This window comes from Kitasatospora sp. GAS1066B (genome assembly GCF_041262605.1).
GTDB lineage: Bacteria > Actinomycetota > Actinomycetes > Streptomycetales > Streptomycetaceae > Kitasatospora.
The window spans coordinates 149,861-170,276 of the sequence record NZ_JBGCCO010000015.1; the positions used below are offsets into that span (position 1 = coordinate 149,861).

Here is a 20,416-nt window from a genome sequence, read left to right on the forward strand (position 1 = left end):
TCCGGGGGGCTGAGTTGGATGATCGACCAGGCTGCCGGTGCCCGGTCCTACCGGTTCGGGACCGAAGCACCGCCTGCCAGAATTCCGGCCATGACGAACGACATCGGAGCGATATTCGAACAGGCCGGCTGCGAAGGCGCGCTGCGCGTCGAGTCGCTGGACGACGGCGCGGCCTTCGGCTTCCATCCCGACGAACCGGTGGTGCTGGCCTCGGTCGCCAAGGTGCTGATCGCCCTGGAGGCCGAGACCTGGTTCGCCGACGGCCGACTGGACCCGCGCGAGCCGGTCACCCTGCCCGCCGCCGACCGGACGCTGGGCCCGACCGGGATCTCGCTGTTCGAGGACGACGCGGTGGTGTCCTGGCGGGACATGGTCGTGCTGATGCTCACCATCAGCGACAACCACACCACCGACGCGCTGCTGCGCCGGGTCGGCGTCGACAGCGTCAACGCCACGGCCGCCCGGCTCGGGCTGGGCAACACGGTGCTGGTGTCCGACCTGCGGACGATGATCGACTCGCTCGCCCAGGACCTCGGCCGCGCCGACTGGGCCGACCTGCTCACCTGGACCGCGACGCTGTCGGAGGCGGAGATGGCGCGGGTGGACGAGTTGCTGCCGTCCACCCGCGCCCTCGACCCGGCCCGGGGCACCCGCAGCACCCCCCGCGAGATGACCCGGCTGCTGCGGCTGCTCTGGGCCGACCAGGCCGGCCCGGCGGCCGCCTGCGCCCGGGTCCGCTCGGTGCTCGGCAAGCAGCTGACCCGGCACCGGCTGGCCGGCGGCTTCCGGCGCCCGGTGCGGGTCGCGGCCAAGAGCGGCAGCCTGGTGGGCGTGGTGCGCAACGAGATCGGCGTGATCGCCTACCCGGACGGCAGCCGGTACGCCGCCGCCGTCTTCACCCGTTCCCGACCGGGCGCGGACGACGCCGCGATCAACACCGCGATCGGCAGTGCCGCCGCGCGGGCGGTCGCCACGCTGCGCGGCGAGGCCGCCCCCGATCTCTGACGGTCCGTCAGTCGGCGGCCCGGCGCGCGAAGTGCACGGTCTTCGCGGTCAGCAGGAACAGGTCGGGCCGCCGGTCGACGCCTGCCGGGTCCGCGGGGTCGAGCAACCGGTCCAGTGTCGCCCGGTCCTCGGCGGTCAGCCCCGGCGCGCTCTGCGAGGTCTGCGGGTCCTCCGGCGGCCCGGCGAGCACCTCCCGGTAGCGCTCCAGCATGCTGCGCACCCAGCGCCGCGGGCCCGCCGCCAACGGGGCGGGGAGGTCGATCAGGAAGGTCCGGCTGCGGGCCTCGGTGAGTCCGGCGGCCCGCAGCATGGCGGGCCAGTCCTCCACCAGGGCCACCGAGCCGGGCAGTTCGGCCCGCATCCGGCTGAACCGCGCCGCCTGCGCCGCGTCCATCCGCTCGAGCAGGCCCGGGCGTCCGAAGCCGAGGTCCCGGGGCAGGCTGCGCAGCGGCAACCCGCCCTCGACCACGGCCAGCACGCCGCCCGGCGCCAGCAGCCCGGCCAGCTGGTCGAGCGCGCCCTGCTGGTCCCCGACGTGGTGGACCGCCTGCCCCGACCAGATCAGGTCCGCCGAGCCCAGCCCGGCCAGCCCCGCCGGGAACTCGGCCTGCTCCGTGCGCAGCCGGACCCCGAGCCGCTCGGCCCGCTCGGCGGCCCGCGCCAGCAGCTCCGGCGTGCCGTCCACGGCGGTCACCTCGGCCTGCGGGAACGCCGCCGCGAGGCTGCAGGCCGCCACGCCCGGGCCGCTGCCGATGTCGAGGATCCGGCGCGGGTTCAGCCCGGGCAGGTCGGCGAGTTCGCCGATGGCCTGCCGCACGTAAGGGCTGTGCGTCTCACCTTCGAGCTCCAGCAGTTCGGCGAGGGCGGCCCAGTCGAACTCGGTCCCCGGCCCGTGTGCGTGTCCGTGTGCGTGTCCGTGTGCCTGTGTGTGCGTGTGTGCCTGTGCCATGGGTGAGCACCTCCTGCAGCGACCATGCCCCGGGCCCGCGTGGCTTGACAAAAACTGTTGCCGATTCAGCAAAATGGCTCCATGGCACACGATCACGCCACGAACTCCGCCGAGCTCTCGGCCACCGCCGACAGTGCCGACAGTGCCGACACCGCCGATGTCCTGGCCGGGGTCGGCCCGCGCCTGAAGCGGATCCGCCAGCAGCGCGACTGCACCCTCGCCGCGCTCTCGGAGGTCACCGGGATCTCGGTGAGCACCCTTTCCCGGCTGGAATCCGGCGGCCGCAAGCCGACCCTGGAACTGCTGCTCCCGATCGCCCACGCCCACCAGGTCCCACTGGACGAGCTGGTCGGCGCACCGCCGGTCGGCGACCCCCGGGTCCGGCTGCGGCCGATCAAGGCGTACGACGCGACCGTGCTGCCGCTCAGCCAGCAGCCGGGCGGCGTTCAGGCCTTCAAGATGATCATCAACGTCACCCGCAGCACCCCCGAACCCCGCACCCACGAGGGTTACGAGTGGCTCTACGTGCTCAGCGGAAAGCTCCGCCTGGTCCTCGCCGACCACGACCTGATTCTGAAGGCGGGCGAGGCCGCCGAGTTCGACACCCGCCTGCCGCACTGGTTCGGCAGCACCGGCCAGGCGCCGGTGGAGGTGCTCAGCCTGTTCGGCCCGCAGGGCGAACGCATGCACGTCCGAGCCCGCCCGACTGCCGGCTAGGCAGCCTGACCACACGCAACGACCCCCTGACGCTGTGCCTCGTGCGGCTCTGCGCATAGGCTGCCTTGTCGGACCTCAGCGGGGTCGGCAACGGTGTCGCCGGACCGGCCGGACAGGAACGGGTGTGGACGCATGACGGAGTCGTGGAGCGGGGCGGGGCTGCCGCCCACGGCCGCGGCGCGGGTCGCCGAGGCGAAGGCCAGCGGGACGTGGTCGTCGGCGCTGTCGACCGGCGAGTTCGCCGCGATCAGGTCGGTCGGATTCGAACCGGTCGGCCAGGTGATGGGCTCGGCCGTCTACCAGGTCGCCCGCAGCGGCCGGTACTGGGGCTACCACGACTGCCTGTATAGCGGCGGGGGACTGATGGGCGGCTACGGCATGGCCGGCATCGCCCTGTCGGGCAACGGCGCGCCCTCGGCCGGGCTGGTGCAGGTGATGGACTCGGCGCGGCGCACCGCACTGGGCCGGATGACCACCGAGTGCGCGGCCCTCGGCGGCGACGGCGTGGTGGCGGCCCAACTCACGATGGCTCCGTTCCCCGCGATGCCGAACTGCCTGGAGTTCAAGGTGATCGGCACCGCCGTGCGCGCCCAGGGCACGGTGCGGCCGCGCCGCCCGTTCACCTCGCATCTGGACGGCCAGGGATTCGCGAAGCTGGTCACGGCCGGCTGGGTGCCGGTGGACCTGCTGGTCGGGATGTCGGTCGGGGTGCGCCACGACGACTACCAGACCCGGCGGCAGAACTTCTCCTGGAACAACCTGGAGGTCGACGGCTGGACCGCCCTGGTCCACCAGGTCCGGGCCGACGCCCGCACGCAGCTGCACCGGCAGGGCGTGGAGCACGGCGGCGACGGGGTGATCCTGGCCGACGGCAACCTGCGGGTCTGGGAGGAGCGCTGCATTCGCACTTCCGTGAACACCGAGCAGACCGACCACATCGCGGAGAGCACCCTGATCGGCACCGCGATCGCCCGCTTCGCCGCCAAACCGGCCGAGCCGCGCACGCTCTCCGTCATGCCGCTGAACGGCGGCGGCGACCTGCTGCGCCGCCGGCTCGCCCAGGCCGGACGGCCGACCGCCCGCCGCTAGCCCGGCGCCAAGGCACGCCCCGGGCCGCCCACCGCCCGGCGCGGCTCAGCACCAGCAACGCTGTCATCCACACCGTCACGGGAGAACAACCCACATGAGCAGCTTCGATCCCAGCGCGCAGGGCGTGCCCGCCGACGCGATGCGGCGGCTGGCCGAGTTGGAGCCCGGCAAGCCCGGCTCCATCTTCACCAGCGACCTCTCGGTCAACGAGTTCCTGCTGGTCCGGGAGGCCGGGTTCAAGCCGATCGGCCTGGTCCTGGGCAGCTCGATCTACCACGTCGGGATCCAGCTCGGCCGCTGGGGCAAGAACCAGGAGCTGGAGACGCTCAGTCAGGCGATGTACCACGCGCGCGAGCTGGCGATGACCCGGATGGAGGCCGAGGCGGCCCAGCTGGGCGCGGACGGCATCGTCGGGGTCCGGCTGACCGTGGAGGCCCGGGAGTTCGGGTCGGACATCGCCGAGTTCATCGCGATCGGCACCGCCGTCAAGGCGGACCAGCCCGCGCCCGACGGCACCAGCTGGCGCAACAACAAGGGCCAGCCCTTCACCTCCGACCTGTCGGGGCAGGACTTCTGGACGCTGATCCGGGCCGGCTACGCGCCGCTGGGCATGACCATGGGCACCTGCGTCTACCACATCGCGCACCAGAAGATGGGCTCGGTCTTCTCCAACATCGGCAAGAACGTGGAGATCGAGCAGTACACCCAGGCGCTCTACGACGCACGCGAGTTGGCGATGGCGCGGATGCAGGCGGAGGCGGAGGAGCTGCACGCGGAGGGCATCGTCGGCGTCCAGCTGAACGCCCACAACCACCGCTGGGGCGGGCACACCACCGAGTTCTTCGCGATCGGCACGGCGGTGCGACCGCTGCGGGCCGACCACGAGATCGAGCGGCCGACCATGGTGCTGAGCCTGGACGGCTGAGCACCACCAGGACCACCAGCACCGCCGACCAACCGCCGGACCACAGCACATCGCAGCGCATCACAGTACATCGCAGCGCATCGCGACAAGGAGCGACATGACCGACCACGGCGAGATCGAACCCGCTTCGGAGGGCGAGGGCTCGATCGACCTGCTCGCGGCCGCCCTGCGGCGGGACGCCGCGGACCTGGAGGTGTACACCCAGGTGCTGACCGGCGCGCTGGCGGACGCGCTGCCGGCCGACGCGGTGGCGATCGAGCGCAAGCGCAGCGTCGGCGACCGGATGGCCGGGCGGCCCGGCCGGATCGAGCGGGTCGAGGTCTCGATGGAGGATCAGCGACTGATCCTCAGCGTGGCCCAGGGCCGCCCGACGGGCGAGGTGTGCCGGGTGGTCCGCGGCGTTATCCTCTCCCGCCGACCGGTGCCGCTCGACGAGTGGGCCCATGAGCTGGCGGCAGCCGTGACCGCCCGCGCCCGCTCGGACGCGCGGGCCCGCGCAGCGCTCGAACGGCTGCTGCTGGGCGAGTGAGCGAGGCCACCAACGGACCGCGCCGGGCGGCTCGGTAGGGTGTGGACCATGATCAATGACTGGCGGACGGACCGGATCGGCAGCGCGCTGCGGGGTGAGAACCCGACCGTGCTGCGGCGCCTCGACGAGGGGTTCGCGGTGATCGGGGACGTCCAGTTCCTGCCCGGGTACTCGGTGTTGCTGACCGACCAGCCAGCGGTCCAGCGGCTGTCGGAGCTACCGAGGGGGCGGCGGCTGCGGTTCCTGTCCGACATGGACCGGCTGGGCGAGGCGGTCGAGCGCGCCTGCCGCCGGTCGGATCCGGCCTTCCGCCGGGTGAACCTCGAAATCCTCGGCAACACCGACGGCTTCCTGCACGCGCACGTCTGGCCGCGCTACGAGTGGGAGGACGCCGAGCTGGTCGGCCTCCCGGTCTGGCTGTACCCACACGAGAACTGGCGGGCCGAACGGTTCGCGCTCGACGCACGGCACGACGGCCTGCGCGTGGCGATCGGCACCGAACTCGACCGGCTGGCCGACCAGCACTGACGCCCGGTCGGCCCAGCCGGTGCGACCTCCGAGCGCCGCGCCGACCGGCGGGCGCACGACAGCGGGGGCGGACCCGAAGGCCCGCCCCCGCCACGCTATCTGACGCTAGGTCAGCTCGCGTTCAGCGCCGTGTCGTCGATCACGAAGCTGGTCTGCAGCGAGGAGTCCTCGGTGCCGGTGAACTTGAGGGTGACGGACTTGCCGGCGTAGCTCGACAGGTCGAAGCTCTTCTGCACGTAGCCGGTGTTCGCGTTCACGTTGGAGTACGTGGCGAGGTTGGTGCCGTTGGCCGTGACGGCGAGCTTGTCGTAGGCGGTGCTGCCGGTCTCGGCGGTGTCGATGTGCAGCCAGAAGCTGAACGTCGCCTTGCAGCCGGCCGGGATGGTGACGGTCTGCGACAGGGTGTCGGTGTGGGTGGTGCCGTAGCCGTCCAGCCAGGCGTCGTAGCTGCCCGAGTGAGCGGGCTCGGAGGTGGTGTCGCTGTTGATGACACCCGCGGTCGCGGTCCACGGGGACGCGCTACCGGTCTCGAAGCCGGGGTTGCCGAGCAGCTGGCCGCCGCCGGTGCAGCCGCCGCTGCCGGAGCCGATGGTCCAGCTGAAGCTCGCCGAGCCGCTGGCGCCGGTGGTGTCCTTGGCGGTGACGGTCACCGAGGAGGTGGCCGCGGTGGTCGGGGTGCCCGAGATCAGACCCGAGGAGCTGATCGACAGACCCGCCGGCAGACCGGTGGCCGAGTAGGTCAGCGTCTGACCCGAGGCCGAGTCGGAACCGGAGACCTGCAGGCTGACCGCCGTGCCGACGGTGCCGGACTGGTTGCCGGGGCTGTTCACGGTGACCGTGTTACCGGTGGTGGAGGAGACGGTCCAGCTGAAGCTCGCCGAGCCGGAGGCGCCGGTCGAGTCCTTGGCCGTGACGGTCACCGAGGAGGTGGCCGCGGTGGTCGGGGTGCCCGAGATCAGACCCGAGGAGCTGATCGACAGACCCGCCGGCAGACCGGTGGCCGAGTAGGTCAGCGTCTGACCCGAGGCCGAGTCGGACGCGGAGACCTGCAGGCTGACCGCCGTGCCGACCTTGCCGGACTGGCTGCCCGGGTTGGTCACGGTGACCGTGTTGCCGTGGTTGAGGATCGGGTGCGAGATGGCGCACGCGTTGGTGTCGTTCGACCAGCTGGCCTGCTCGGCGAAGGTGCCGGTGCCCATGGTGATCATGGCCGCGCCGCCCGCGGTGCCCGGAGCGATCCAGGCGCACTCGTCGGAGTTCTCCTGGCCGTTGTTGGCGCTGCCGCTCTGCTGGTTGGTCCAGCCGCCCGCCGGGAACTGGTCGGACATCATCTCGTGGTACTCGTGGCCGAGGGTCATCGTCCAACCATCGAGCGTTCCAGGCGAGTTGACGAAGCCGACGCCACAGCCCGAACCGGAGTCCATGTTGTAGGGCTGGTTGGAGAACGCGAGGTCGCCGTAGGGCGAGTTGACCGCGCCGCCGGTCAGCGAGCTGTCACCGGTGTAGTCGTGCCAGGCGCAGTACTGGCCCTGGTAGCTGTCCGGGTTGGTGCCGGTCGGGGACATGATCACGTAGTACGTGTGCCGGTTCGACGCGGCGGTGGTGTTGCCGAAGTGGGCGGCCGCGTTGACCGCCTCCTGGCCGAGCTGGTTGCCGGTCGTGGCGCTCGGCGAGGCAGCCGAGTTGTCGTACCACACGCCGGACAGCACGCCGCCGGCCTGGTACGGGACGAAGCTCGCGTTCGAGGGGCAACTGGTGGCCCCGGCCGCGACGTTCGGACCGTCACACCACTGGGTCAGGTCGGCCGACCACAGCTCACCGCCGGTGCCGATGCCCTTGAACATCTCCTGGGCCACCGGCGCGGCACCGTCCTGGTCACCGGAGAAGGTGGCGTCACCGGAGCTGTTGGTGCTCTGCGTGCCCCACTGCGAGCCGTAGAAGACCAGGTAGACCTGTGACTTGCCGTCGTTGACGCCGACCCCGTTGACGCCGCCGCCGTAGGAGAGGGTCTCCGGGCCGGTCGTGGCGGTGGTGGAGTGGGTGTCCGCCCACGACTTCATCTTGGCGTTCTGCTGCAGCGTCGGGATGACGCCGTGCCGGTACGCGTGGTCGGTGCTCGGGTTGTACGGATTGGCGGTCGCGCTGCTCGACGCGTTCGTCGAGGCCAGCGCCTCGGGCGCGGTCACGGCGAGCATGGCGCCGGTGACGAGCGACAAGGACGCGAGGCCGGTCAAGGCTACTCGGGCCGAGCCGCGGAAGCGGGGGATGCCCATCTTGTGGGGGGTTCCTCTCTCCTGCAGACCGCCGGGCGCTGGTCGGCGCGGGCGATCGGGTCTGCTGCACGGGACAGGGTGACGAGGGCGCACCGGGCCATCGGCCGGCGATCGCACGACAGGACGGAGCGAAGGGTCACGCGCGAGCTTCGCTCAGGTTGGGGACCTGGCGGTGAGGGTTCGGTGCACGGCGTGGCGGTTCGCGGAGAGCTACTCGTCCTGCCCTGATGAAGGGCGGTGGAACCAACCGTGACGACTCGCACGGTGTCTGGCGGTCTGACAGGTGGTGCGCCGTTGCTGCGGTGAAGCAAAGCAGAGTTGGCTCACCCCGGTCAACGGTGCAGACAGGCTTTTCAGGTACCGACCGACCGATCGGTCGTGCCGTCCCGGAGGGCTGACGATTCCTCTGGTGACAAACTGTCAGTAGTGCTCCGAGTCAAGGGTCCTGTCCGGTGGCGGGCGGTCCCGCAGCACGAGCGGCGGCCCGCTGAAGGGATGCCATTCAGCGGGCCGCCGGGCGGTACGACACCTCTCGCTCAGCGGACGGCGGCCTAGGGCCTGTACGGCGGATCTTTCCGCGTCGCGCGCCCGGCAAGATCCGTAAGAGAGGCCCTAGGACCGGACCTTGCGCCAGGCGCTCTCGCGCAGCAGCCGCAGGCCGTTGAGGCCGACGATCACGGTGGAACCCTCGTGTCCGAGCACGCCGAGCGGCAGCGGCAGGGTGGTGCTCAGGTCCCAGACCACCAGGCCGGTGATGAACACCGCGGCGATCACCAGGTTCTGCACCACCAGGGCACGCGCCCGCCGGGAGAGCGCCACCACGGTTGGCACGGTGGCCAGTTCATCGCGGACGATGACCGCGTCGGCCGTCTCCAGCGCCAGGTCCGAGCCGGCCCGGCCCATCGCGATGCCGGTGTGTGCGGCGGCCAGCGCCGGGGCGTCATTGACGCCGTCGCCGATCACCAGCACCTTGCGCCCGGCCCGCTCCAGTTCCCGCACGGCGGCGACCTTGTCCTGTGGCAGCAGGGCCGCCCGCACCTCGATGATGCCGACCTCGGCGGCCAGCCGGCCGGCCGCCCGCGCGTTGTCCCCGGTGAGCAGGACCGGGGCCGCCCCGGTCAGTTCGGTGAGGGCGGCGACCGTGCCGGCGGCGTCCGGGCGCAGCCGGTCGGCGATGCCCAGCAGGCCGGCCGGCCGTCCGTCGACGGTGACCAGCACGGCGGTGCGGCCGTCCTCCTCCAACTCGGCGGCCAGCTTGGCGACCCCCTCGGCGTCGGTACCTTCCAGCAGCCGGGCGGGCGCGCCGACGGCGATCACCCGCCCCTCGACGGTGGCGCGCACGCCGACGCCGGGAGTGGAGTCGAAGTCCGTCGCGGTGGCCAGGACCAGACCCCGGCCGCGGGCGGCGTCCAGCACGGCGCGGGCCAGCGGGTGCTCGCTGGCGTGCTCGGCGGCGGCGGCCAGCGCCAGCAGGGCGTCCTCGGTGAACTCGGTGCGCTCGGTGAACACAGTGCCCTCGGCGAACTCGGCGCGCGGCAGCGGTCGCAGGTCGGTGACCCGCGGCGTGCCCTCGGTCAGCGTGCCGGTCTTGTCCAGCGCGACCGCGTCCACCTGGCCGAGCCGCTCCATCACCACGGCGGACTTGACCAGCACCCCGTGCCGCCCGGCGTTCGCGATCGCGGAGAGCAGCGGCGGCATGGTGGCCAGCACCACCGCGCACGGCGAGGCGACGATCATGAAGGTCATCGCGCGCAGCAGCGAGCCGGTGAGGTGCGCGCCGAAGGCGAGCGGGACGGCGAAGACCGCCAGGGTCGCCAGCACCATGCCGATCGAGTAGCGCTGCTCGACCTTCTCGATGAACAGCTGGGTGGGGGCCTTGGTCTCGCTGGCCTCCTCGACCATCGCGACGATCCGGGCGATCACCGAGTCGCAGGTGTCCCGGTCGACCCTGATCCGCAGCGCGCCGGTGCCGTTCAACGTGCCGGCGAAGACCTCGTCGCCAACCGCCTTGGCCACCGGCAGCGGCTCGCCGGTGATGGTGGCCTGGTCCACCTCGCTCGCGCCGGCCAGCACCCGGCCGTCCGCGCCGATCCGCTCCCCCGGCCGCACCAGCACGGTGTCGCCGACGGCCAGCGCGTCGGTCGCGACGCTCTCCTCGGTGCCGTCCGCGAGCAGCCGGGTGGCGGTGGTCGGTGCCAGGTCCAGCAGCCCGCGCACCGAGTCCGCGGTGCGGGCGGTGGCCAGTGCCTCCAGCGCGCCGGAGGTGGCGAAGATGACGATCAGCAGCGCGCCGTCCATCACCTGGCCGACCGCCGCGGCCCCCAGCGCGGCCACGATCATCAGCAGGTCGACGTCGAGGGTCTTCTCCTTCAGCGCCCGCAGTCCCGCCCAGGCCGGCTCCCAGCCGCCGGTCAGGTACGCCAGCGCGTACAGCGGCACCCAGACCCCGGCGGGCGCGCCGGTCAGCTGCAGCGGGAGCGCGAGCAGGAAGAGCGCGGTCGCGGTCGCCGCCCAGCGTGCCTCGGGCAGCGCGAACACCCTGGTCCGCCGCCGCGGGGCGAGGTCGGAGCGTACGGGCGCAGCGCTGGTGGGACGGTCGAGGAGGGTGACAGGCATGGTGACGGGGTCCTTCGCGGCACGGCGGGTGGGAGCTGGGCGGCAGGACCACGATACAGGAATATATGAACAGCTCTTCATTCATTGGCATCGAGCCACCCGGGCACTGCCGTCGAGCCGTCCGGGCACTGCCGTCGAGCCGTCCAGGCACTGCGGTCGAGCCGTCCAGGAGCACAGCCGGTCGGGAGTCCGCGGACCGCTTTGTAGGCTGACCTGGTGACCTCTTCTGAGCAGGCGTCAGCCACCATCACCTCCCCGGTCCCCCTCGCGGCGCTGATCGCCGACCCGCACCCGAGCTACGCCGCGCTGCGCGAGGCCGGTCCGGCCCACCGGATCATCGGCTCGGACGGCCTGCCCGTCTGGCTGGTGACCCGCTACGCCGACGTGCGCCAAGGTCTCGCCGACCCGCGCCTGGCCCTGGACAAGCGACACGCCAGCCCGGGCAACTACCGGGGCCTGGCCCTACCGCCCGCACTGGACGCCAACCTGCTGAACATGGACCCGCCGGACCACACCCGGATCCGCCGTCTGGTCGGGCAGGCCTTCACGCCCAGGCGGGTCGAGCAGCTGCGCGAACCCGTCCAGCGGATCGCCGACGAGCTGCTCGACGCGATCGCCCCGCTCGGCCACGCCGAGCTGATCGCCACCTACGCCGGACCGCTGCCGATCACCACGATCTGCGACCTGCTCGGCGTCCCGACCGACGACCGCCGCGACTTCCGCGCCTGGACCGACACGCTGATCGCGCCCGATCCCGGCCGCCCGCAGGACGCCCGGGCGGCGGTCGGCGCGATGCTCGCCTTCTTCACCCGGCTGCTGGCCCGCAAGCGCGCCGAACCGGGCGACGACCTGCTCTCCGCGCTGATCGCGGTGCGGGACCAGGAGGACCGGCTCTCCGAGGACGAACTCACCTCGCTCGCCTTCCTGATCCTCTTCGCCGGCTACGAGAACACCGTGCACCTGATCGGCAACGCCGTGCTGGCCCTGCTCCGGCACCCCGAGCAACTGGCCGCCCTGCGCGCCGACGAGCGGCTGATCGGCCCCGCCGTCGAGGAGCTGGCCCGGTTCGACGGCCCCGCGCCGGTGGCCATCCGCCGCTTCGCCCGCGAGGACCTGACATTCGGTCAGGTGACCGTGCCGGCCGGTGAGACGGTGCTGCTCTCGCTGGCCGCCGCCAACCGGGATCCGGAGCGGTTCGCCGAGCCGGAGCTGCTCGATCTGCGGCGCGCGGACAATGGCCACCTGGCCCTCGGGCACGGCATCCACTACTGCCTGGGCGCCCCGCTGGCCCGGCTGGAGACCGAGATCGCCCTCACCACGCTGCTGCGCCGCTTCCCCGCGCTCGCCCTGGCGGAGCCCGCCGAGCAGCTGTCGCACCGCCCGTCACTGCGCGCTCGGGGGCTGCTACGGCTGCCGGTGCGCTTCTGACGGGACGTCAATCACTCGCGACCCAGCTCTTCTGACGGAACGTCAGTCGAGTGGCGATGACGGCCGGGCGCTGCTGGCGGCACAGCAGCCAACAGCGCCGGGCGCGGCCGCCTCACGCCAGCGCCCGCCCGCGCAGCAGCAGGAGCGCCACGGCGATCGCCGCCATCGCGAGGGTGGCCAGGAACGGCCGGCGGCTGCCCACGTCGCCCGCACCACCGCCCGGCCTGACGACCGCCACGCAGAGAGCGCCGGTGAGGGCGAGCGCCGCCCAGCCCGCTGGTCCCACCGGCCCCGGCGGGCCGAACACCAGGACCGCGCAGGCGCCGAGCAGCGGCACCGGCGCCAGCGCCCGGGCCCGGCGCCGGCCCAGCCGCTGCGGCAGCCCGCGCACCCCCGCCCGCAGATCGTCCTCGATGTCCGGCAGCACGTTGGTGACGTGCGCGCCCACCCCCAGCAGCGCCCCGGCGGCCACCGCCCAGGCGGGCGGCCACGGGTGGCCCGGCAACCCGAGGGTGACGAAGGCGGGCAGCAGGCCGAAGCCCAGCGCGTAGGGCAGCCAGGACGCGGCGGTGCGCTTGACCCCGAGGTTGTAGCCCCAGGCGGCCGCGACCCCGGCGAGGTGGGCGGCGCCCGCCGACCAGCCGCTCGCCAGCGAGAGCGGGACGCACAGGGCCAGCGCGGTTGCGGCCGCGAGCGACACCGTCCGCCCGTCCAGGTCCCCGATCGCCAGCGGCTTGTCACGACGCCCGGCCGCGCGGTCCCGCTCGCGATCGAGCCGGTCGTTGCACCAGCCGACCGACAACTGCCCGGTCAACACGGCGCACCCGACCAGCAGCGTGCCGATCGCCCCCCGCCCTGCGGTGGCCGCGAGCGCGGTGGTCAGCCCGGTCACGGTCAGCGCGGGCTCGAGGTGGCCAGCCCGCAGCAGTGCGAGCGCCACTGCGCCGGGCTGACGCGAGGTCACCAGCGCGGGCTGGTCGGGGTCGTGAGCAACAGCGCTGCGCACTCCGGGGCTCGGCACCTGATGATGGTAAGCCCGTTTCACACCTTTCCTCCCTATGCTGTGCCAATGACGCGAATCGCCGCTGTCCACGGAGTCCTGCCGGCCCACGAGTACCAGCAGCACGAGATCACCGACGCGCTCGCCACCATGGGCCTGGCGCCGCAGGGCAACCGCGCGGTACTCGACCGGCTGCACGCCACCTCCACCGTGCGCACCCGGCGACTCGCGCTGCCGCTGGAGCGGTACGCCACGCTGAGCGGCTTCGGCCAGGCCAACGACCTCTTCATCGAACTGGCCGTGGAGTTGGGCGAGCGAGCGCTGAAGGCGGCGCTGGAGGAGGCCGGAGTACGGCCGGGCGAGGTCGACCTGGTGATCTTCACCTCCGTGACGGGGATCGCCGCCCCGTCGATCGAGGCCCGGCTGGTCGAGCGGGTCGGGCTGCGTCCCGATGTGAAGCGAGTGCCGATCTTCGGACTCGGCTGCGTGGCGGGCGCCGCCGGGCTCGCCCGGTTGCACGACTTCCTGCTGGGACAGCCGCGCGGCGTGGCGGTGCTGCTCTCGGTCGAGCTCTGCTCGCTGACCCTGCAGCGCGCCGACGCCTCGACGGCGAACCTGGTGGCCGGCGCGCTCTTCGGGGACGGCGCGGCGGCCGTGGTCGCGCTCGGCCGCGAGCACCCGAGCCGACGGCCCGACGACGGGCCGGTGGTGGAGGCGACCCGCAGCCGTCTCTATCCGGGCACCGGACGCCTGCTCGGCTGGGACATCGGCGACACCGGCTTCCAGATCCTGCTCGGCAGCGACCTGCCCGACCTGGTGCGTCGCCAACTGGGCGACGAGGTCCGCGCGTTCCTGGCCGACCACGACCTGAAGCCGCAGGACGTGACCGCCTGGGTCTGCCATCCGGGCGGCCCGAAGGTGCTGGAGGCTGTCCGCGATACGCTCGATCTCCCGGCCCGGGCACTGGAGTTGACCTGGCGCTCGCTCGCCGAGGTGGGCAACCTCTCATCTGCCTCGGTGCTGCACATCCTGCGCGACACGCTGACCCTGCGACCACCGCTGGCCGGGACGCCCGGGGTCGTGCTCGCGCTGGGCCCGGGCTTCTGCTCCGAAGCCGTCCTGCTCCGCTGGTAGGCACGCGATGACTCCGTTCCTTGGTAGACCACAATGACGCTGCTCCTGGTAGGCCGCCGATGACTCCCTTCGCCGCACTCGTCCTGCTCGTCGCCGCCGAACGGCTGGCCGAACTCGCCGTCGCCCGCCGCAACACCGCCTGGAGCCGGCGGCACGGCGGGATCGAATACGGTCGCGGGCACTACCCCGTGATGGTCCTGCTGCACACCGGCCTGCTGGTCGGCTGCCTGGCCGAACCCGCCTGGGCCGACCGGCCGTTCCTGCCCGCCCTCGGCTGGCCGATGCTGGTCCTGGCGGTGGCCGCGCAGGGCCTGCGCTGGTGGTGCATCAGCACGCTGGGGCCGCGCTGGAACACCCGGGTCATCGTGGTGCCCGGGCTGCCGCTGGTGACCGGTGGGCCGTACCGGCTGCTGAGCCATCCCAACTACCTCGCGGTGGTGGTCGAGGGCGCCGCGCTGCCGCTGGTGCACAGCGCCTGGCTCACCGCGACCGGGTTCACCCTGCTCAACCTGCCGCTGCTGGCGGTGCGGCTGCGCTGCGAGAACGCGGCGCTGGGCACGGCCGTGAGCCCCCTTCCCGCCACCGCCGGCGTGACGCCGTGATCGACCTGCTGGTGGCCGGCGGTGGCCCGGCCGGTCTGGCCACCGCCATCAACGCCGCCCGGGCCGGGCTGCGCGTGGTGGTCGCCGAACCACGCGGCACGCCGGTGGACAAGGCCTGCGGCGAGGGGCTGATGCCCGGGGCCGTCCGGGCACTGGCCGATCTCGGCGTGCCGGTGGCCGGGCATCCGTTCCACGGCATCCGCTACCTGGACGGCCGGCAGCAGGCCGTGGCGTACTTCCGCGAGCGGCCCGGCCAGGGCGTGCGGCGTACCGAACTGCACGCCGCGCTCGCCCGGCGGGTCGCCGAACTCGGCATCCCCGTCCTCCCGTTGCGGGTCGCCGCGGTCCGGCAGGGCCCCGACAGCGTGACCGCGGCCGGGATCACCGCCCGCTACCTCGCCGCCGCCGACGGCCTGCACTCGCCGATCCGCCGCAGCCTGGGTCTGGGCCTGGACCTGAGCGCCGGTGCTGGTGGCGGTGACAGAGCCGCTGCCGGTGGCGGCACGGGCCCAGCGGCCAGGTACGGGCTGCGCCGGCACTTCGCCCTGCCACCCTGGACGGACTGCGTCGAGGTGCACTGGTCCGCGCACTCCGAGGCCTACGTCACCCCGGTCGGCCCCGGCCTGGTCGGCGTCGCGCTGCTGAGCTGCGAACGCGGGCCCTTCGAGGAGCAGTTGGCCCGCTTCCCGTGGCTGGCCGAGCGCCTGCCCACGCCGGCGACGGCCACCCGGGGCGCCGGACCGCTGCGCCAACGGGTGCGCGGCCGGGTGGCCGGACGGGTGCTGCTGGTCGGCGACGCGGCGGGCTACGTCGACGCGTTGACCGGTGAGGGGGTCGCGATGGCGCTGCGGGCGGCCGAGCAACTGGTGCGCTGTGTGGTGGCCGACCGGCCGCAGGAGTACGACCGGGCCTGGCGCCGCGTCTCCGCGCGGTACCGTCTGCTGACGGGTGCCCTGCTCCGGCTGCGCAAACACCCCGCGCTGGCGCACCGGATCGTCCCCACCGCCGCCCGCTTCCCCGCCCTCTTCGCGGCGGCCGTCAATCAGCTCGCCTGAGCGCCCGCCTGCGGCGCCTGATCCGATACACCGTCAGAAAGCCGGCCAGGGCGGACGCGGTGGCCACACCCTCGGCGATGGCGGAGGCGGCCTTCTCGGTGAACCAGATCGGTTCGTACATGTTCGGCAGCGGACCCAGGGTGCCCACGTCGACGTACCGGTACAGCAGGACGGCGCCCACCCCGGCGGCGGCGACCACGAACGCGAACGCCCAGACCACCAGCCGCCGCCCGGCCACCAGCACGAGCAGCGCGGCGAGCGAGGCGGCGGCGGCCTCGGCCCGGAACAGGGTGCCCTGGCTGACCTGCTTGCTGACGGAGTCGTACTGGGAGGCCAGGTCGGCGTGCACGTAGGCGTCCACGGCGAGTGCCGCCGCCGTCAGCACCTGCAGCGTCCACAGCACCGACTCCTCCACCGGGCGCCGATCCATCGGCCCACCTCCTCATCCTCTCCGGCAGCCTGACGCACGCTCACTCCCCCGGCGGGCGCCGCCGGGCTGTGCCGACCGGCGTTCCACCCGTTCGGACGGCGGCTCCGGGAAGTTACTTATGAGTACACATTTTTCTTTGCACAGAACCCTGTGCAAAGAACCTTGTGATGTCATACGGTCATCGCATGGACGAGGAAGACCCCACCGGACAGCCCGTACCGCCCGCACGGCCCGCACGGCCCGCACAGGTCGAACCGGCCGAAGAGCTCGCGCAAGTCGCCTTGGACGCACGGAACCTGCGCGGGATCGCGCACCCGCTCCGGGTGCGGATCCTGGGCATCCTGCGGACCGACGGACCGGCCACGGCCTCCACCCTGGCCCGCCGACTGGACGTCAACACCGGCGCGACCAGCTACCACCTGCGGCAGTTGGCCGAGCACGGCTTCATCGCCGAGGTGCCGGCCCGCGGGGTGCGTCGCGAGCGCTGGTGGCAGGCCGCGCATGCCAACACGGTGGTGCCGGACAGCGAGCTGCTGACGGATCGTCAGAGCCTCGGCCCGGTCTTCCTGGAGTCCCTCTCGCGGGTCTGGGCCGACAACCTCGTGCGGGCCGTCGAGGCGACCCCGACGCTGACACCGGCCTGGCGCGACGCCCAGGACTTCGGCGACTACATGTTCAACCTCACGCCCGACGAGGCGAAGCACCTGATGGCCGAGCTGCACGAGGTGCTGAAGCGCCGTCACCGCACCGACGCCAAGGACGAACCCACCGAGGGCGCGGCCCGGATGACCTTCCAGTTCCAGTTCTTCCCCAATCCCGAGGACCAGCGCACCAACGCCCGCACCAGCCCCCGCACCAGTCCCGGCACCACCCCCCGCACTGCCCCCGAAACGGAGTGAGACGATGACCACCGCCAGCAGGGCCACCACGGACCTCCCGAACCGCCGCTTACTGCGCGGGCTGATCGGCATCCTCTCGGCCAGCGCCGCCTCCCTCTCCGCCAACCGGGTGCTCTCGATCGCGCTGCCCTGGTTCGTGCTCACCACCACCGGCAGCATCGCCAAGACCGGCCTGGTCGCCTTCTGCCAGGTGCTCCCCTACGTCATCTGCCAGGCCCTCTCCGGCCCCATCATCGACCGGATCGGCCCCAAGCGGATCAGCGTCCTGGGCGACCTCATCTCGATGACGGCGATGGCCATCGCGCCCGTGCTCTACCTCAGCGGCGCGCTCTCCTTCCCGGTCCTGCTGGCGCTGATGGCCGTGATCGGCATCGCGGACGGCCCGGCCAACGGCGCCAAGGGCCTCTTCCTGCCGGGTGCCACCCGCGCGGCCAGGGTCTCGATCGAACGCGGCACCGGCCTGTGCGCCGTGGTCGAGCGCACCGCCACCACCGTCGGCCCCGCGCTCGCCGGCGTGGTGGTCGCCTCCTTCGGCAGCATCTTCGCGCTCTGGATCACCGCCTCGCTCTTCGCCCTCTCCGCCCTGATCGTCTCCACCACCCTGAGCAACCCCGTCCCTGACCCCCACGAGCAGCGGACCGCCCAGGACGCCGGCTACTTCACCCGCCTCCGCGAGGGCGCCGACTTCCTGCGCAGCGCAGGTCTGCTGCGCTCGATCATCCTGATGCTCGCCGCGACCAACCTGCTGGACCAGACCTTCATGTCGGTCCTGCTGCCCGTCTGGGCCAAGCACTCCGGCAACGGCGCCGCCGCGATCGGCCTGGTGGTCAGCGTCTTCGCCGCGACCTCGATCATCGCCGCCCTGGTCGCCGCCGGCGTCGCCGAGCGCCTGCCGCGCCGCACCGTCTACCTGGTCGGCTTCGTCATCGGCGGCATCCCGCGCTTCGTCGCGATGGCCGCCGGCGTCCCGCTCTGGGGAGTCCTGGCCGTCCTGGCCGCCGGCGGCCTCGGCTCCGGCTTCGTCAACCCCATCCTCGGCGCGGTGACCTACGAACTGATCCCCACTGCCCTGCTCGGCCGGGTCAAGACCCTGGCCCAGGCCGTCACTTGGGCCGGCATCCCGTTCGGCGGCCTGGTCGGCGCCGGCCTGGTCACCGCCGCCGGCGTGAGCGGCGCCCTGTGGATCACCGGCGGCCTCTACCTGGCCGCGATCGTCCTGCCGGGCCTGAGCGGCGACTGGTCGGGGATGCGCAAGCAGCAGCCGGCGCAGGCGGAACAGACCGAGCAGGCGGCGCAGACCATGCAGACCGCCGAGGACGGCGCCGCAGCCACCGTCCCGGAGCTCGCCACCAGCTGAGCGCCGCGGCTGGGCCTCATCGAGCAGCCTCTCTCCCCGTGGTCCCGGATTCTCGATCGAATCCGGGACCACGGGGAGAAGGGCATTTCCGCGCCGCCAGGACGCCGACGCCACCTCCGAGGCCGAACCCGACAGCTCAGGGCCGCTGGAAGGTCACCTCCGGATTCGCCGGTGACGGTCCGTCGAGCAGCGGCTGCGGGATGCCCTTCAACTGGAGGTCGAAGAAGGCCCCGAGGTACTCGCGAGTGAGCTCCAGACCACGCGACGGCGAGAGCGGCTCGGGCGGCTCGGGTATCCCTGCCTGGGAAGCGAGCAACGGCACGTCCGTGGCGCTGCTGTGGTTGGCACCGGCGATGGTCAGCCAGCGCTTCCAACCGTCCAACCGGGTCCAGCCCTGACTCCAACTGGGGTCCTGGCCCGGGCTCTCGTCGGCCTGGGCGCCGAGCAGCAGGAAGGGGCGGCCGTCCAGCCCGGTGGCCGGGATCGGTGCGAAGAGGGTGCCGTCCAGGTCGACGCCGGCCCGCACCCGATCGTCGGCGGCCATGGTCGCGGCGGCGCCATCGCCCCCGATGGAGTGGCCGGCCAGGCCGATCCGCTGCGGGTCGATCAGGCGGGCGTACCGCCAGGCCGGATGGCGGTCGGTCAACTGGTCGATGACGAACGAGAGATCCTTCGCGCGACTGCTGGCCACGGCCGCGGGGCCGCCTGCCGGGGGCCGGTCGCAGATGACGCAGCCGAGCGTCCGGCCGTCGGGAAAGGTGATCCCTGGTGCCTCGTAGGTGTGGTCGACCAGCGCGACGACGTACCCGCGGCTGGCCAGATCGACAGCGACGCTGGTCAAGGTGGCACGCGGCATGGTGAGACCGGGCGAGAGCAGCACCAGCGGGAACCGCCCGGGCGCTGGGCGCGCGTCGGCGCGTGCCCAGCTCCGGGTGACGCTGACCGCTTGGGCGAGACCGGTGGCGTTCGGAATGTTGTCCTGCTGCAGCCAGGCCAGCGCCTCCGCGGTGGTCATGTAGGCGGCAGGCCCGCCGCTCCCGGGACGGGCCGGGTAGACCATGGACACCATCAGCTGCCGGGGCCCCGCAGCGGGCACCCAGGGGTCTGGCCGATCCGCGTCGACCAGGTGCAGCGTGTCGAGACCGACCGCGAACGGGCCGGTCGGACGCGGCAGTTCCGCCGAGACGGGAGCCGGAGACGAGGCGGCCGCGATGGCGGTGGCCGGGCCGGTGACTGCGCTGGCCGCGGTGGCCGCCCCGGCGATCGGCAGCGGAAGGACAAGCGCGAGCACGGCAGCCACGGCCGTACGACGAAGTGTGGTCATACCCAGGAATCTAGGCCGCCCACCCAGCTCCTGACGTCCCCTCAGGGGCGGATCACCACGTCCCCTCCCGGGCGGACGAGCACGTCCGCCCAGAGGCGGACGGACATCCACCTGGCGGCGGACGAGATCTGCCGGCTTCGGTCAGCACGGTGTCGATCGCCCCCCGGGGGATCATTCTCCGGAGGTTCCGTTGTACTCGTCAGCTCGACCCGGATCGGGGCTTCTGGGGCTTCCGGTGCTTTCCTGTGCCCGGCCCGAGCGGGTTTGGCACTGGTGGTGAGGCCACAGGCTCCTGTGCTCCCGGATACAGGATGCGCTGCGCCTCTGCGAGGTTGGCCGCCACTGCGAAGGGCTCCCAGATGTGCCCGTTCCACCTCTCGATAGCGCGCGGCACGTCCGGGTTCAGGTGCGCCCCCTTGGGGCCGTCACCTGTGCTTATCGGGGCGGCGCGGAGCTGTCCGATCTTCGCATCACGGCGTTCCGCCCACTCGGACAGCGGCTCGTCGTCCATCCTGCGGTTCCTCACGTAGGAGCTGGCTCGTGTGCCAGGGTACCG

Annotated in this window: 19 protein-coding genes; 12 read left to right on the forward strand and 7 right to left on the reverse strand. The window is 72.7% G+C overall.

Annotated elements, in window-relative coordinates; translation table 11 throughout:
• Positions 1-90 precede the first annotated feature (90 nt).
• Positions 91-1,005, forward strand: coding sequence for a class A beta-lactamase-related serine hydrolase (locus tag ABH937_RS18875; protein ID WP_280692097.1), 915 nt, complete (start codon positions 91-93; stop codon positions 1,003-1,005).
• A 7-nt stretch (positions 1,006-1,012) separates the two neighbouring features.
• Here ABH937_RS18875 and ABH937_RS18880 read toward each other — a convergent pair whose 3' ends face one another.
• Positions 1,013-1,954, reverse strand: a complete 942-nt coding sequence (locus ABH937_RS18880; RefSeq protein WP_280692099.1) for a class I SAM-dependent methyltransferase — start codon at positions 1,952-1,954, stop codon at positions 1,013-1,015.
• Positions 1,955-2,035: 81 nt separating this feature from the next.
• Here ABH937_RS18880 and ABH937_RS18885 point away from each other — a divergent pair, with 81 nt between their 5' ends.
• The 5 genes from ABH937_RS18885 to ABH937_RS18905 all read left to right on the forward strand — a co-directional run bounded on the left by ABH937_RS18885 (position 2,036) and on the right by ABH937_RS18905 (position 5,742).
• Positions 2,036-2,671 (forward strand): XRE family transcriptional regulator, encoded by a 636-nt coding sequence (locus ABH937_RS18885; protein WP_280692100.1) that lies wholly within the window; start codon positions 2,036-2,038, stop codon positions 2,669-2,671.
• A gap of 132 nt (positions 2,672-2,803) precedes the next feature.
• The gene (locus ABH937_RS18890; protein ID WP_280692102.1) at positions 2,804-3,760 is read left to right on the forward strand and encodes a heavy metal-binding domain-containing protein; all 957 of its coding nucleotides are present in this window, start codon (positions 2,804-2,806) and stop codon (positions 3,758-3,760) included.
• 94 nt (positions 3,761-3,854) lie between these two features.
• The gene (locus ABH937_RS18895) at positions 3,855-4,685 is read left to right on the forward strand and encodes a heavy metal-binding domain-containing protein (protein ID WP_280692104.1); all 831 of its coding nucleotides are present in this window, start codon (positions 3,855-3,857) and stop codon (positions 4,683-4,685) included.
• A gap of 97 nt (positions 4,686-4,782) precedes the next feature.
• Positions 4,783-5,214 (forward strand): hypothetical protein, encoded by a 432-nt coding sequence (locus ABH937_RS18900; RefSeq protein WP_280692105.1) that lies wholly within the window; start codon positions 4,783-4,785, stop codon positions 5,212-5,214.
• Between the two features lie 48 nt (positions 5,215-5,262).
• Positions 5,263-5,742, forward strand: a complete 480-nt coding sequence (locus tag ABH937_RS18905; RefSeq protein WP_280692107.1) for a diadenosine tetraphosphate hydrolase — start codon at positions 5,263-5,265, stop codon at positions 5,740-5,742.
• Positions 5,743-5,852: 110 nt separating this feature from the next.
• Here the strand turns inward: ABH937_RS18905 and ABH937_RS18910 are convergent, their stop codons facing one another.
• Together ABH937_RS18910 and ABH937_RS18915 are read right to left on the reverse strand one after the other, a co-directional pair.
• A complete protein-coding gene (locus ABH937_RS18910; protein WP_370218898.1) occupies positions 5,853-8,015 on the reverse strand; it encodes a putative Ig domain-containing protein in 2,163 nt (720 codons plus the stop codon).
• A gap of 612 nt (positions 8,016-8,627) precedes the next feature.
• Positions 8,628-10,631, reverse strand: a complete 2,004-nt coding sequence (locus ABH937_RS18915) for a heavy metal translocating P-type ATPase (protein WP_370218899.1) — start codon at positions 10,629-10,631, stop codon at positions 8,628-8,630.
• 216 nt (positions 10,632-10,847) lie between these two features.
• Between ABH937_RS18915 and ABH937_RS18920 the strand changes: the two genes are divergently transcribed.
• The gene (locus ABH937_RS18920; protein ID WP_370146547.1) at positions 10,848-12,059 is read left to right on the forward strand and encodes a cytochrome P450; all 1,212 of its coding nucleotides are present in this window, start codon (positions 10,848-10,850) and stop codon (positions 12,057-12,059) included.
• 112 nt (positions 12,060-12,171) lie between these two features.
• Here ABH937_RS18920 and ABH937_RS18925 read toward each other — a convergent pair whose 3' ends face one another.
• Complete coding sequence (locus ABH937_RS18925) at positions 12,172-13,080, reverse strand: UbiA family prenyltransferase (RefSeq protein ID WP_370218900.1); 909 nt, start codon at positions 13,078-13,080, stop codon at positions 12,172-12,174.
• Between the two features lie 48 nt (positions 13,081-13,128).
• On the opposite strand from ABH937_RS18925, the gene ABH937_RS18930 reads away from it, so the two are divergent.
• From ABH937_RS18930 to ABH937_RS18940, 3 genes are read left to right on the forward strand one after another with little or no spacing between them, the layout of a single operon-like run.
• Positions 13,129-14,193 (forward strand): type III polyketide synthase, encoded by a 1,065-nt coding sequence (locus ABH937_RS18930; protein ID WP_370218901.1) that lies wholly within the window; start codon positions 13,129-13,131, stop codon positions 14,191-14,193.
• A gap of 59 nt (positions 14,194-14,252) precedes the next feature.
• A complete protein-coding gene (locus ABH937_RS18935) occupies positions 14,253-14,795 on the forward strand; it encodes an isoprenylcysteine carboxyl methyltransferase family protein (RefSeq protein WP_370218902.1) in 543 nt (180 codons plus the stop codon).
• On the forward strand, positions 14,792-15,850 hold the full coding sequence (locus ABH937_RS18940; protein WP_370218903.1) for an NAD(P)/FAD-dependent oxidoreductase: 1,059 nt from the start codon (positions 14,792-14,794) through the stop codon (positions 15,848-15,850). The genes ABH937_RS18935 and ABH937_RS18940 overlap by 4 nt, the downstream gene beginning before the upstream one ends.
• Here ABH937_RS18940 and ABH937_RS18945 read toward each other — a convergent pair.
• Positions 15,834-16,280, reverse strand: a complete 447-nt coding sequence (locus ABH937_RS18945) for a hypothetical protein (RefSeq protein WP_370218904.1) — start codon at positions 16,278-16,280, stop codon at positions 15,834-15,836. The two genes, ABH937_RS18940 and ABH937_RS18945, sit on opposite strands and share 17 nt — an antisense overlap.
• Positions 16,281-16,465: 185 nt before the next feature.
• Here ABH937_RS18945 and ABH937_RS18950 point away from each other — a divergent pair, with 185 nt between their 5' ends.
• Together ABH937_RS18950 and ABH937_RS18955 are read left to right on the forward strand one after the other, a co-directional pair.
• Positions 16,466-17,179, forward strand: a complete 714-nt coding sequence (locus ABH937_RS18950) for an ArsR/SmtB family transcription factor (protein ID WP_370218905.1) — start codon at positions 16,466-16,468, stop codon at positions 17,177-17,179.
• Between the two features lie 4 nt (positions 17,180-17,183).
• The gene (locus ABH937_RS18955; protein ID WP_280692124.1) at positions 17,184-18,536 is read left to right on the forward strand and encodes an MFS transporter; all 1,353 of its coding nucleotides are present in this window, start codon (positions 17,184-17,186) and stop codon (positions 18,534-18,536) included.
• 136 nt (positions 18,537-18,672) lie between these two features.
• Here the strand turns inward: ABH937_RS18955 and ABH937_RS18960 are convergent, their stop codons facing one another.
• Both ABH937_RS18960 and ABH937_RS18965 read right to left on the reverse strand, forming a co-directional pair.
• Positions 18,673-19,860: an alpha/beta hydrolase family protein gene (locus ABH937_RS18960; protein ID WP_370218906.1), complete on the reverse strand. Its 1,188-nt coding sequence runs from the start codon at positions 19,858-19,860 to the stop codon at positions 18,673-18,675.
• Positions 19,861-20,059: 199 nt separating this feature from the next.
• Positions 20,060-20,371, reverse strand: coding sequence for a DUF6087 family protein (locus ABH937_RS18965; protein ID WP_370218907.1), 312 nt, complete (start codon positions 20,369-20,371; stop codon positions 20,060-20,062).
• Positions 20,372-20,416 lie beyond the last annotated feature (45 nt).

Bases quoted from the DNA above. Each gene is read 5' to 3' on its own strand.
- ABH937_RS18875 (WP_280692097.1), top strand. From the start codon at position 91: ATGACGAACGACATCGGAGCGATATTCGAACAGGCCGGCTGCGAAGGC.
- ABH937_RS18880 (WP_280692099.1), bottom strand. From the start codon at position 1,954: ATGGCACAGGCACACACGCACACACAGGCACACGGACACGCACACGGA.
- ABH937_RS18885 (WP_280692100.1), top strand. From the start codon at position 2,036: ATGGCACACGATCACGCCACGAACTCCGCCGAGCTCTCGGCCACCGCC.
- ABH937_RS18890 (WP_280692102.1), top strand. From the start codon at position 2,804: ATGACGGAGTCGTGGAGCGGGGCGGGGCTGCCGCCCACGGCCGCGGCG.
- ABH937_RS18895 (WP_280692104.1), top strand. From the start codon at position 3,855: ATGAGCAGCTTCGATCCCAGCGCGCAGGGCGTGCCCGCCGACGCGATG.
- ABH937_RS18900 (WP_280692105.1), top strand. From the start codon at position 4,783: ATGACCGACCACGGCGAGATCGAACCCGCTTCGGAGGGCGAGGGCTCG.
- ABH937_RS18905 (WP_280692107.1), top strand. From the start codon at position 5,263: ATGATCAATGACTGGCGGACGGACCGGATCGGCAGCGCGCTGCGGGGT.
- ABH937_RS18910 (WP_370218898.1), bottom strand. From the start codon at position 8,015: ATGGGCATCCCCCGCTTCCGCGGCTCGGCCCGAGTAGCCTTGACCGGC.
- ABH937_RS18915 (WP_370218899.1), bottom strand. From the start codon at position 10,631: ATGCCTGTCACCCTCCTCGACCGTCCCACCAGCGCTGCGCCCGTACGC.
- ABH937_RS18930 (WP_370218901.1), top strand. From the start codon at position 13,129: ATGACGCGAATCGCCGCTGTCCACGGAGTCCTGCCGGCCCACGAGTAC.
- ABH937_RS18935 (WP_370218902.1), top strand. From the start codon at position 14,253: ATGACTCCCTTCGCCGCACTCGTCCTGCTCGTCGCCGCCGAACGGCTG.
- ABH937_RS18945 (WP_370218904.1), bottom strand. From the start codon at position 16,280: ATGGATCGGCGCCCGGTGGAGGAGTCGGTGCTGTGGACGCTGCAGGTG.
- ABH937_RS18950 (WP_370218905.1), top strand. From the start codon at position 16,466: ATGGACGAGGAAGACCCCACCGGACAGCCCGTACCGCCCGCACGGCCC.
- ABH937_RS18955 (WP_280692124.1), top strand. From the start codon at position 17,184: ATGACCACCGCCAGCAGGGCCACCACGGACCTCCCGAACCGCCGCTTA.
- ABH937_RS18960 (WP_370218906.1), bottom strand. From the start codon at position 19,860: ATGACCACACTTCGTCGTACGGCCGTGGCTGCCGTGCTCGCGCTTGTC.
- ABH937_RS18965 (WP_370218907.1), bottom strand. From the start codon at position 20,371: ATGGACGACGAGCCGCTGTCCGAGTGGGCGGAACGCCGTGATGCGAAG.